This is a genomic window from Dialister sp. (assembly GCF_051885895.1).
GTDB lineage: Bacteria > Bacillota > Negativicutes > Veillonellales > Dialisteraceae > Dialister.
The window spans coordinates 23042-35833 of sequence record NZ_JBJEXP010000080.1 but is presented as its reverse complement, the minus strand read 5'-3'; the positions used below and the strand labels follow the sequence as shown (position 1 = coordinate 35833).

Genomic DNA, 12792 nt, shown 5'->3' with positions numbered 1-12792 from the left:
CCATGGTGCAGGATAGAAGTTTAAGGAAGCGCTGATTAATTCGCTGTTTGCTTTCTTTCTTATGAAAGTAAACTCTATGAATTAATCAGTGCTTCCTTAATGCTTTTGGGCTTTTACGGCAAAAAACAGGCGGGTCAGATAATGATCGGACTGTTTCGTAAACCAGTGGTTTTCTACAGGAAGAACATAAATATCACTACAGGGAGTCATATGGCAGGCTTTTAGAAAAGCCAGAAGCCGGTCACGCAGGGCAGAACCCTTTTCGTAGAAACTCCCTTTAAAAACGGCATGGCAGTACAGCCCCGAAGGAAGAACGGTATTGGCGCAGGAAGGGGAGATTTCCGGCGGATACAGGATGTAATAGGCGGAGGAATTGATGGTGTCTCCTTTGACCAGGTAATCCTCCTGCGTCAGGATCCATCCTACCTGCCGTTCCAGTACGGTGAAGCCGCTATGGGCATCCTGAGAAGCTCTGGCAAAAAGGGAAATCCTGTCCTTTCCGCTTTTGACGGATTTCAGGGATTCCCGATGAAGAAAACGCTGTTCCTGCTGCTGAATGAATATTTGATCTACCGGCAGCTTTTGATCTTCCTCCAGTGTATGGCGGATATGGGAAATGGAACCTTCGATTTCCTGCAGAGAATGAATCGTTTTTTCACAGGAATCGTATTTCTTATTAAGCAGATGGCTGAGATTTTCTGCGCTTCTGTTTTTCATGTATTCTTTGATATCAGAAATGGAGATATCCAATTTTCTGAGGTTGACAATAATTTCCAGGTCCAGGTACTGATGAATAGAATAGTGACGATATCCATTTTCTGCGATAAAATCCGGCGTAAGCAGGTGGATTTTATCGTAATAAAGCAGGGCCTGCTTGGAAAGGCCGAAGATACGGGCCAATTCGCCAGCAGTAAAGTAAGGATCGTTATCCATGGCATATTCCTTTGACCATACAACAGCTATATGCTTTATAATAAATCATATACATAAATTTATTATATCATAATAAAACATTTATATAATAATATTTGAAGACTAATAAAATATAATCTGTACATCAGCCTCTGTTTCTTTAGGACAGAAGGCAGATGTGGAAGGCAGGGGGATGATGCCATGAAACTTATATATATGACCAATGTGGACCGCCGGTACTTCATGATGAACCGGGCTATGGAATCGCTGCAGCGGGAGGGAAAGCTTTCTGAGGAATGCCGTACCATCAAAACTGCCGATGGAGACCGTTTTGATACCTATGTCCCTGTTCTTCAGGGGGCATCTCTTGTGATGATTAAATTCATGGGAAACAGTATTCGCACGAAGTTCTGGCAGCAGTGCCTTTCTTACCTGGAAAGACAGAGAATTCCCTATTACATGGATGCTGCCGGATCAGCGGAAGAAGAATGCAGAAAATGGATCAAAGACGAAGACATAGAAGTCATTAAAAAATACTGCTTTTATGGAGGCATGGAAAACTACAGGAATGTATGGCTTTATGGGGCCGGCCTTTTTGATGCGTCCATGGAAAAACCGAAGGCGCCTTCTCCGCTCTGCTGGGCAGGACTGTATCATCCTCATATGCAGAAGGGATATATGACAGACCTTAATGACTATCTCCGTATCTTCTGCATACCGGGAAGGCCGACCCTGGGATTTCTGTTTTACCGGGATGAATGGGTGTGGGGAGATACGAAGTATCAGGATGCATTCATCAGGGAAGCGGAAAAGCAGGGATTGAACGTGATTCCCGTCTTTACCAACGGCCTTCCCGATACGAAGCTGGGCATGCCGTCTCTGGATGATGTCTTCCGTCATTATTTCATAAAAGAGGGAAAAGTGGTGATTGACGGGCTGGTGAATGTGATGAAATTTTCCTTCACCACCTCCGGTTCTATTTCCAGGGAAACTATCCATGAATTAGGTGTGCCGGTACTGCAGTGCTATTCCCTTCTTATGCCGGAAGAAGAATGGAGAAAGTCACAGGAGGGCATGAATGCCATGGAAGTGTCCATCAGTATAGCCATGCCTGAATTTGACGGTGTCATCCATGGAGTGCCCATTGCTGCCAAACATGTAAAAGAAACGGGAGAAGTAGAGTATCTGCCTGTAGAAGAACGGATTTCCGCCATGGCAGCGAAGGCAGGAGCCTGGGCCCGCCTGCACAGAAAAGCTAATAAAGATAAAAAGATTGCCATTATTTTTCATAATTATCCACCGAAAAATTCCAACATAGGAAGCGCCTTCGGCCTCGACAGCATAGAAAGCGTGCGCTGTCTGCTGGGAAGGATGAAGGAAGAAGGATATCGGGTGGATCATGTGCCTGAGGATGGCCGGGAGCTGATCCGGATGATCACCCATGAAGCAACCAATGATATCTCTCTTCTGACAGAAGAACAGGAGAAATCCTGCCATAAAGTGACTGAAAGGCAGTATAAGAATTTTTTCAGTACTTTTCCGGAAGATGTGAAAAAACAGATGGAAAAAGACTGGGGAAAAGCACCGGGAACCGTTATGGTGGATGAAGAAGGAAATATTCTGGTACCCGGCGTTTTGGACGGGCATGTATTCATTACCGTGCAGGCACCCAGAGGCTATGGCTTTGATGCTGATAAAATCTATCATGATCCCTATATAGCGCCTACCCATCAATACCTGGCCTACTACCAGTGGATAAGGGATATATGGAAGGCGGATGCCGTCATTCACGTGGGCACTCATGGAAATCTGGAATGGCTGCCGGGCAAGGGAGCAGGCCTTGACCGCAGCAGCTATCCGGACCTGGCTTTAGGGTCCCTTCCCAATGTATATCCCTATCACATGACGATTACCGGGGAAGGCATTCAGGCCAAACGCCGGGGAAGCGCCTGTCTGGTGGACCATATGCCGGCACCCATGACCGATGCAGGCACCTATGATGAACTGGAAGAGCTGGATAAGGCGATGGATGAATATGCCCATTTTCTGAAAACAGAACCGGAAACGGCGGAGCGTCTCACTGCAGTTATACGAAAGCTGGCATCCAAAGCAAACCTGGATGGTGAGGTATCTTATGATGAAAAGGAGCCTTTTTCCTCATATCTGGGCAGACTGCACAGCTATATAGAAGACCTGAAAAACAGCGAATGTCATGCAGGCCTTCATGTTTTGGGACGAATGCCGGAAGGAGATATCCTGGTTGATGAAATTCTCCAGCTCATGAGGCAGCCCAATGAGGATATTCCTTCCATTTTTGAACTTTTTTCTGAAAAACGGGGACATCAGGTCAAAGAACTGATGGAAAAAGCCCAGGTTCTTCTTCCGGAAAATCTGACGGGCAGCGAAATGATGGCACAGATCAGGCAGGAGGCAAGGCAGTTTGTACAGGGGCTCAAAGAAGATCAGTTCCGTGACGAGGGAATACAAAAGGTACTTTCGTGGGGCTTTATGCAGGAAGGAAGCAGAGCATGGAGGAAGGAAGCGGAAGAAACAGCACAGTATATCTGCCATGATCTGTATAAAAGACTGTCCGGTACGGAAAATGAGATGCGGCATATTCTGGAAGGAACTGCAGGGAAATATATTATGCCCGGGCCTTCGGGATCTCCTCATGCCGGTGGTGTGTCTCTTCTTCCGGCGGGAATCAATTTTTACGGCATTGATCCCCGCCGGCTTCCTACCAAAACGGCATGGGAAGTAGGGAAAAAACTGGGAGATGAAGTCATTGCGCAGTATATCCGGGAAGAAGGGAAATATCCTGAAAATATCGGCATGGTCTTCTGGTCCGGCGCCAATATGAGAAGCCATGGACAGTGCATTGCAGAATTCCTGTACCTTATGGGCATTCGCCCCCTGTGGGAGAAGGGGAGCCTTTATGTAAAGCATCTGGAAGTGATTCCCCTCACGGAGCTGAAACGGCCAAGACTGGATGTGACAGGGAGGATCAGCGGTCTGTTCCGGGATACCATGCCGGCAGTTGTGTCTCTTATGGATAAGGCGGTTCTTCTGGCAGCTTCGCTTCCGGAAAAAGAAGAGGATAATTTTGTAAGAAAACATGCCCTTCATGACAGTCATGCCATGGAAGAAAAAGGAATGGAGGCCCATGAAGCATGGAGGGAGGCGTGCTACCGCATTTTTGGCGATGCACCGGGGACCTATGGCGCCGGCGTTTCTGCACTGCTGGAATCTAAGAAATGGGATAGTCTTAATGACCTTTCCCGTGTTTTTGTCCGCTGGGGAGGACATGCCTATGGAAGCTCCGCAAAGGGCGACTATAAGCCGGAACTTTTTAAAGAACGGCTTTCCCATATGGATGTAACCATTAAAAATGAAGATAACCATGAAACCAATATGATGAGCAGTGATGACTATAATGCCTATCATGGCGGCATGATTGCGGCGGTAAGGAGTCTTTCCGGTAAACAGCCCCATTCCTATGAAGGAGACAGCACGGACCGGGGAGAAATCAAAGTCCGCAGTGTACAGGAACAGGCTAAGAGAATCTTTCGTATGGAAACGGTGAACCCAAAATTTATCCATGGTATGATGCAGCACGGATACAAAGGGGCGGCAGACCTGTCCAGCCGCGCAGCCATCAGTTTCCAGTGGGATGCTACCAGCAGGGTAATGGAAGACTGGATGTATGAAAAGCTGGCACAGGCCTATGCGCTGGATCCCGTAGTGCAGGACTGGATGAAAGAGGTGAATCCCTGGGCTCTGCAGCGGATTACCGAAACCCTGCTGGAAGCAGAAAAGAGGGGCCTCTGGAAGGCTGCTGATGAAACAATGGATCAGCTGGAGTCCCTGTACCTTGATATAGAAGGAGAGCTGGAAGAGGAAAATCAGGCGGATTCATGACAGGATCGTTTCATCCGGCAGGAATCTCAAAAAAGGCTCGTGAAAAATGATAAGCTTCTGTCAGACAGTTCGATATCGGATCGAGGTGACAACAGCAGGAGGACGCTGCAGCGCTATTTCAGGATTCCGGCGGATCTCGAAAATCCAGGAGGAATACAGAAGTCATGAAAAAGGGATGTGAAGAAAATGAATGAACATTTTTTCGCATCCCCTTTTTACGGGTTTATTTCTGTTAAAGTCTACATTTGATCAATATAGTGCTTTTTTACTGATTTATGTTTGTTGACAATAATTATAAATTTTGTATATTAAATTTTAGAAAGCAGAAATTCCCACTACGAAAAGCCTGAAAAAGGCGTGCGCACAGACAGATTCCTAGGCGAAACTGTCCGATCCATAGAAGGACGCTTTCTTCAGGCTTTCCTATCTCGTTGGCGATAGATTCCAATTTGAGTTCTCATCCGGAAGGGATTTGAAAACTCAGAACGCATTGAACGGGCCGGATGCCCGGAGCTCTTATGGATTCATCTATGCGAGATGGCTTGCAGCGGGATCAGGAACCGGGTATTTTTTCGTGGCCACTCCCCGGACTTGAACCAGACTCTCATCTTCATTTATTATATCTTATAAAACAGGATATGGAAATATGAAAAGTAGAAATTATGTTTGCCAATTTTGAAAGTACAAGTTTAAATATGAGTTTGAAGAATGTATGTTACATATTTTCCTGCCTGTTATAAAATAAATTGCAGGAGATAGAATGATGGGAAACGAAAAATGGAGATTGCATCTGCTGTTTTTCATTTCCATTAAGCGCCGGTTCTGCGTCTACAGAAGAGGCCCGGTATACCGGGCAGAGGATCCGGATGCATGGAATTGACTGAAATATCCGGTGAGGATATTTTATGGGAAGCCTGACGATATATAGTGAAAAATGCCTGCTCCATACCGGTAGTATCCATATCATCGTTTTACGGGAGACACTGGGAAAAGATACCCTTTTTCCCGTGTCTGGCGAATTTCCTTTGCAGGTTCATATATGGTACAATAAAATATATTATTGTGTGTTCGGAGGAATAAGTATGGGATTTTTTGATAAAATCAAAAAAGGTCTTACGAAGACCAAGCAGAGTCTGATTAAGAATATTGAAAGCGTAGTTATCGGATATGCCCAGATTGATGAGGACTTTCTCGAGGATCTGGAAATGGTTCTTCTTTCCGGGGATATCGGCGTCCGCACCACGGACTACCTGATGCGCCAGATCCGCCGTGGTGTAACGGAAGGGGTTATTCACAATACGAATGAAGTAATGCCCTTCATGGAGAAAACGGTAAAGGAGCTTCTTAAGGACGATACAGCAGGAGAGGAGTATACCCATCATCCGGAAGTGATTCTGGTGGTAGGAGTCAACGGGGTAGGCAAGACCACCACCATCGGCAAACTGTCAGGAAGACTTCATAAGGAAGGGAAAAAGGTGCTTCTGGCGGCAGCAGATACATTCCGTGCTGCTGCATCGGAGCAGCTCACGATCTGGGCGGAACGGACGGGAGCTGATATTGTCAAGCATGCAGAAGGAGCGGATCCGGCAGCAGTGGCTTTTGATGCGGTGTCTGCCGCCAAGGCAAGAGGAGCGGATGTGGTGCTGATTGATACGGCAGGCCGTCTCCAGACAAAGGTGAATCTGATGGAGGAACTGGGAAAAATCAGCCGTGTGGTGAAAAAGGTGATTCCCGATGCACCGCACCAGACACTCCTGGTACTGGATGCGACTACCGGCCAGAATGCCATCAGCCAGGCAAAAAATTTCGGAGAAATCGTACCGCTTACTGGGGTGGTACTGACCAAGCTGGACGGTACGGCTAAGGGAGGCGTAGTGCTTTCCGTACATGAAGAACTGCATGTACCGATCAAATGGATCGGCCTGGGAGAAAGGGAAGACGATCTGGAACGGTTCAATCCGGATGATTTTGCGAAGGCCCTCTTCGAAACCGATGATCATGTGCTGCAGGAGAGCACAAAAGTATAAATGTATGCCAGATCAGGAATGCATTTTCCATGCATTCCTGATTTTTTTTAGAAAGAGAAAATGCATGAAGAAATATAATGCAGTGAACCGGAGATCTATTGTACCGGGGAAAAGCTATCCCTATCCGGTCACTGTCACATTCAAACGGAATGTCCAGGCGATTTACCTGCGGATTACCAGAGACGGAAAAGTCAGGGTGTCGGCGCCGGACTATCTGCCTATGGAAAGAATTGAGAAATTTATCGACTCCAAAGACCGCTGGATACAGGAAAACCTTCGTAAACTGCCGGCCTTGAAATGCTATGACTATCACAGCGGAGAAATGCATTATTTTCTGGGAAAAGAGTATCCTGTGCTTTTTTCTTATGCCCGGCAGAATCAGATTCTGATAGAGGGCGGGGAAATGAAAGTGTTTGTGACACCCCGCACCAGGGACCTGTCCGGCGCCTATAAAAAAATGATGAAGGAAGAACTGGCACAGGTAATAGAAAAATATATAGAAATCTGGGCACCCCGCATGAAAGTTGAGCCGGCTTCCTTTACTGTCCGTGTCATGAAAAGCCGGTGGGGCAGCTGCAATGTACGCACCGGCGAACTCTGCTTTGCGCTGGATCTGGTGACGAAACCGGAAGCGTGCATCGAGTCCGTAGTTGTGCACGAATTGAATCACCTTCTGGAAACGGGCCATACCAGGCGATTCCACGATCTCATGGCTTATTGGATTCCTGACTATAAGGAAAGGACAAGGAAACTGTCTTCCTGGCCCAGAGAGTTTGTATGAGGGAATGGGTATGGAAATCTAAAGCCTCCTGTCAGGCATGGGAAAGCAGTGAAATGGCGTCAATACCGGCAGGCAAAAAGATTTTGTGCTTTGGTTTTCTGCCTTCTTTCGTCTTTCCCTCTACTTCTATTGACAAAAATATGGTATAATCTAATAAAATAATTTTATACCAAAATATTTTTATACCATGGTTGTTTGATTATGGTTTGCAAGGGGTATTTCAATGAATAATACGGACTGGAAAATCCTGATATATCTTCGTGAAGAACGAAGCATTAACAAGGTAGCAAAGCGGCTGTTCATGACACAGCCGTCTTTAACATATCGTTTGAGCCAGATGGAAAAGGAAATCGGCTGTCCTTTGTTTATCCGCACCAATAAAGGGGTTCATTTTACGGATGCCGGGAACCGTCTCTTCTCTTTTGCAGAGAAAGAGCTGCAGCAGTACCAGGACATGAAAAATTATGTAACCCACGAACCGAATTCCATTTCCGGCGTGCTCCGCATCGGCGCCAGCCAGTCCTTTGCCCAGTCTCATATGCCTGCTATTCTGAAGGGGTTTGTAGATGAATACAGCGATATTGAAATTTCCCTGACCACAGATACCAGCGATCAGCTGGTAAAACTGGTAAAAAAAGAAGATATCCACTTGGCCATTGTCCGTGGAAACCAGGAATGGCCGGATGCGGATATTCTGCTGGAAGATGCGCCGCTGTATCTGATTTCCGCCAAGAAAATCGACTATAATACGCTGCCGGATCAGCCGTCTATCCGTTATCGGAGCGATCCTTCCCTGGATGAACTGAGGACCCGCTGGTGGAGACAGAACTTCACGGAATCTCCTCATTTTATGCTGACGGTGTCCGATTGCCTGACCTGTGTGGAAATCGTGAACCAGGGCCTGGGCCATTCCCTTATTCCGGCAGATCTTCTGCCCAAGTGCGCTCCCCAGGTGAACAGGGAAATGATTTATGACAAGCAGAAACATCCCCTTCTCCGGCCCAGCCACCTGATTTACAAACAGGCCATGCTGCAGTCTACACCGGTGAAGATCTTTGTAGATTATCTCAGACATTACTTTAAGGTATAAAAAGCACTGACCGGCACGATGCACTTCAGTCAGTACTTTCCTGCCCCTGCGAAACCATTCGATTTCGCAGGGCTTTTATTTTTGGAGCGGAAGCCCCGTTTTACAGTTTGACCAGAAAACCCAGGATACCGAAGAGCCAGGTAGAAATTCCCAGGAAGAGGGCGGCGGACAGTTTTTCCAGTTTCAGCCGCAGGGCAAAGGAATGGTGATGGGATGCGTCACCCCATACCACATTGATGAGCCCGTGGTAATCGACATGCATCATGCGGGCCAGGGTGCAGTAGTTGAGAAGAAGGTACAGGCAGATCAGGGCGGGACGCAGGTTTTCCGTCATAAACCAGGCCATCCAGGGAAAACAGAGATTGTATACAAAGGCTATATGACCGCCAAGGAAATAGGTCATTTTCTGTTCAAAGGTTTCACTTAATTCTGTTTTATAGGCAAAGACAAGATATGCGTTAATGGCACATAGAAAAAGGCACCAGAAAAAAAGGAACGGCATACAGAATTCCCTCCGGATTTTTATGATGATGATTCTTTATATAATTCGATTATAGCATGATGCATTTTAGCTGCCCATGCTCCGAAAGCGAGAGATTAACGATAAAATCTGGCTGTTTCAAAGCACCGTCCATGACCGCCGAGGAGATGAGAGGAAGGAGGAGGAAACAGGATGACCGCCCATAGGAAATTTCCGTTTTCGCCTTAAAAAGTGTAAAAGAAGAGTAAACTCTAAAAACAGGATGATATAGAAAAATTCTTATCCGACTTTATAAATATCTTATAGCTGGACGAAGAGAGAGAAAGTGATAGAATGGGGCTGGAGAGATATTGGGACAATGAGCTGGCCGGAGCTGTTATCGCCGTGTACCTGGATTCTTCCAGGTCAGCCGAAGCAGGTCCTCTGACTGCCCATCAAAAGGTCTTCCTATTGTCAGCTGACCGAACCGGAATGATGCGGCGGGCAGGAAGGCAGGCATGTAACGCCGTCTGCATATGGATGGCCGCCAAAGGCGGCTGTCAAACCTGAGAACCCGTTGAACCTTTGTACAAAAAGGAGGTTTCCATGAAAAAAATCATCACTTTTCTAATTTCGTTTTTCCTTGCCTTATCTCTGGGCGTTCTGGCGGAGGCGTCAGATCAGCAGGACATGAACAGAAAGATGGGCTATTTTGACAATACCCGTACGGTACTGCTTCTTCCCGCCCGATACCGGGGCAATGGTGCGGAAGCCGCTTCCTATGTGAATCGGGAAATGAAGCAGATTTTCCGCTATCCCTATTACCGTACCCTGGATGTGACGGGCTATGAGGAAGCGGTTTCGCCCTCCCAGCTTCCGCAGATTGCAGATGAAGCAGGGGCGGACATTGTGGTTATGCCGGTCATTCAGTGGTCCCAGTGGGTGTTCCGCCGGTTCCTCTTTGATGATGGAGATGCCATTCTCCAGACCAGGGCCATTGTGGATATTTACACCTATAAGAAAACAGACGGTACGGTGAGAGATGACCGGGGCACTTATTTTGCTACGGAAGACGAGGCAACTTCACGGAATGTGTATATCCTTGACGATATTATGAAAAAGATATACAAGACATTCCCCTACCGCCGTGTACCTACCGATGTGTCTAAAAGCCTCACCGGTGAAACAGCGGATCACACGCCCAAGGCAGTCATGAACAGCTGAAGCTTGAAAAGCATGGATGAATCCGCAGAATTGAATCAGCGTTTCAACTGGAAAATGATTTTATGACATGAAAAAAGCAGTGAATCTTCATGGATTCACTGCTTTTTGTTTTCTCTTACAGCCCTTTCTGTTCAATGCCGCTGACCAGGTAGCCCAGGTGATTGGTACTGTTCAGAGTGACCAGACGCCAGGTGCCTTTATCACATTCCAGTACGTTAATGCAGGCATTGTCCTGCTTGATCTGCCAGAAGTGGGCCATGGAAAGGCCCAGAAGGTCGCAGATGATGGCTTTATTGACCGCATCGTGGGCAGCCACAAGCACTGTTTCGCCGTCGTATCTGGCGGCATATTCATCAAAAGCCTGCCGGACCCGTTTCCGCACGTCTTCCAGACATTCGCCTTCCGGCATCTGCACCTGTTCGGGATGGGTATGCCAGAGGTGAAATTCTTTGGGATAGCGGGCTTCGATTTCATCAGCATGAATGCCTTCCCAAAGGCCGTGAGAAATTTCCGTCAGCCTTTCGTCTTTGGCTACGGTGAGATGATGGTAGTCTGCGGCCATGCGGCAGGTTTCATAGGAGCGGGAGAGGGGAGAAGAAATGGCCCGGTCGATGGGAATGTCCTTCAGGGCCAGGGCGGCTTTTTCTCCCTGTCTCTTCCCTCTTTCGGAAAGGGGCGTGTCTTCCTGGCCCTGGTAGCGGCCTTCGATATTCCAGGTGGTTTCTCCATGGCGGAGAAGGATAATGCGTATCATGGGAACTCCTTAATGTTCGCAGTGAACGATTTTTACATCATGAATGCCTTCAATATTCATGAGGGCGGGAATGAGAGCGGAGGGGATATCCTTATCTACCGCCACTACCATGACATTGGTGCCTGCTTCCTGGCCGGCGCCTACCTGCATGCCGTTGATGTTGATATGCTCTCTGCCCAGAACGGAAGCTACCTGGCCGATCATGCCGGGCTTATCTTCATGAGGCGCAATGATGATGCAGCCTTTTGGTTCGATATCTACGCGGAAATGGTCGATGGATACGATTTTCGCTTCTTTGCGGTCAAAGAGGGAGCCGGTAATGCGGTGGCTTCCTTTATCCGTATCTACGGTAAGGGAGATAGTGTTAGTGAAATAATGGCCTTTCTTGGCTTTGACTTCTCTTACGTCCATATGCCGTTCTTCCGCAATGCCTCTGGCATTGACAAAGTTTACAGTCTGCTGGAGCACGGGAGCCAGCAGGCCTTTCAGAACAGCGGTGGTCAGAGGTGCTGTTTCCGTATCGGCCAGTTCGCCGGTGTATTCCACATTGACACGGTTAATCCGGCCGCCGGCCAGGTCGATGGCAATGTTGCCCATGCGTTCACAGAGATTGAAGTAGGGCTGGATGACATGGAGGGTAGCTTTGGTAATGGGGGAGGCATTGACGGCAGTGGCTACCGGTTCACCATGGAGAGCCTGCATGACGCCTACGGCCACATCGGTGGCAACGCCGGCCTGGGCTTCTTTGGTGGAAGCGCCGAGGTGCGGGGTGAGAGCTACATTGGTCATGCCCAGGAAGGGGTTCTCTTCCGGTTTCAGCGGTTCATTGGGCCATACGTCGATACCGGCGCCGGCCACCTTGCCGCTCTTCAGCGCTTCTGCCAGAGCATAGATATCCACTACAGCACCGCGGGATGCATTGACAATGCGGACGCCGTCTTTCATCTTTTCGATTTCCTTTTTACCGATCATGCCTCTGGTTTCATCGGTGAGGGGCGTATGGAGGGTGATGTAGTCAGATTCTTTGAGGAGGGTGTCCAGGTCTACCAGCTCCACGCCCAGCTGCTTGCCTCTTTCCAGAGGAATATAGGGATCATAGCCGATGGTTTTCATATTGAAGGCCTGGAGCCGTTTGGCCACGTTGGAACCTACACGGCCAACACCGATAATGCCTACGGTTTTGTTCAGGAGCTGGATGCCGGTAAAGCTCTTCCTGTCCCAGCGTCCTTCCATAATGGACTGATGGGCCTGGGGGATATGGCGGGTCATGGACAGCATGAGGGCAATGGTGTGCTCGCAGGCGGCAATGGTATTGGATTCCGGTGTGTTTACTACGGTAATGCCCTTCTGGGTGGCTTCCTTCACATCAATCCCGTCAATGCCTACGCCGGCGCGGCCGATGACTTTCAGATTTGCAGCTGCATCGATGACTTTCTTTGTGACCTTTGTCTGGCTTCTGGTAATGATGGCATCATAGTTTCCGATGACCTTGCAGAGCTCGTCCTCTTTCATGTTGGGCTGGATATCTACAATGAATTCTTTTTCCAGAATTTCTTTGGCTTCCTTGGCTACATCGGCGGTAATGAAAATTCTAAACATAATAGGTTCCTCCTGTTCAATTGATTT

The 12792-nt window shown here is 47.9% G+C and carries 9 protein-coding genes; 5 read left to right on the top strand and 4 right to left on the bottom strand.

Annotation, left to right across the window (positions count from 1 at the left end):
* Positions 1–96: 96 nt before the first annotated feature.
* Positions 97–933, bottom strand: coding sequence for a MerR family transcriptional regulator (locus ACI4N7_RS07420; RefSeq protein WP_439732717.1), 837 nt, complete (start codon positions 931–933; stop codon positions 97–99).
* Between the two features lie 180 nt (positions 934–1113).
* Here ACI4N7_RS07420 and cobN point away from each other — a divergent pair, with 180 nt between their 5' ends.
* The 4 genes from cobN (at position 1114) to ACI4N7_RS07400 (ending at position 8728) form a co-directional block, all read left to right on the top strand.
* The gene (gene cobN / locus ACI4N7_RS07415) at positions 1114–4830 is read left to right on the top strand and encodes a cobaltochelatase subunit CobN (protein WP_439732716.1); all 3717 of its coding nucleotides are present in this window, start codon (positions 1114–1116) and stop codon (positions 4828–4830) included.
* Positions 4831–5912: 1082 nt separating this feature from the next.
* Positions 5913–6857, top strand: coding sequence for a signal recognition particle-docking protein FtsY (gene ftsY, locus ACI4N7_RS07410; protein ID WP_439732715.1), 945 nt, complete (start codon positions 5913–5915; stop codon positions 6855–6857).
* A gap of 64 nt (positions 6858–6921) precedes the next feature.
* Positions 6922–7638, top strand: a complete 717-nt coding sequence (locus tag ACI4N7_RS07405; protein WP_439732714.1) for a M48 family metallopeptidase — start codon at positions 6922–6924, stop codon at positions 7636–7638.
* A 223-nt stretch (positions 7639–7861) separates the two neighbouring features.
* On the top strand, positions 7862–8728 hold the full coding sequence (locus tag ACI4N7_RS07400; protein ID WP_439732713.1) for a LysR family transcriptional regulator: 867 nt from the start codon (positions 7862–7864) through the stop codon (positions 8726–8728).
* 100 nt (positions 8729–8828) lie between these two features.
* Here the strand turns inward: ACI4N7_RS07400 and ACI4N7_RS07395 are convergent, their stop codons facing one another.
* The gene (locus tag ACI4N7_RS07395) at positions 8829–9230 is read right to left on the bottom strand and encodes a hypothetical protein (protein ID WP_439732712.1); all 402 of its coding nucleotides are present in this window, start codon (positions 9228–9230) and stop codon (positions 8829–8831) included.
* Positions 9231–9794: 564 nt separating this feature from the next.
* On the opposite strand from ACI4N7_RS07395, the gene ACI4N7_RS07390 reads away from it, so the two are divergent.
* A complete protein-coding gene (locus tag ACI4N7_RS07390) occupies positions 9795–10412 on the top strand; it encodes a hypothetical protein (RefSeq protein ID WP_439732711.1) in 618 nt (205 codons plus the stop codon).
* A 115-nt stretch (positions 10413–10527) separates the two neighbouring features.
* Here the strand turns inward: ACI4N7_RS07390 and ACI4N7_RS07385 are convergent, their stop codons facing one another.
* A complete protein-coding gene (locus tag ACI4N7_RS07385) occupies positions 10528–11166 on the bottom strand; it encodes a histidine phosphatase family protein (protein WP_439732710.1) in 639 nt (212 codons plus the stop codon).
* A gap of 9 nt (positions 11167–11175) precedes the next feature.
* Positions 11176–12765, bottom strand: a complete 1590-nt coding sequence (gene serA, locus ACI4N7_RS07380; protein ID WP_439732709.1) for a phosphoglycerate dehydrogenase — start codon at positions 12763–12765, stop codon at positions 11176–11178.
* Positions 12766–12792: the final 27 nt, after the last annotated feature.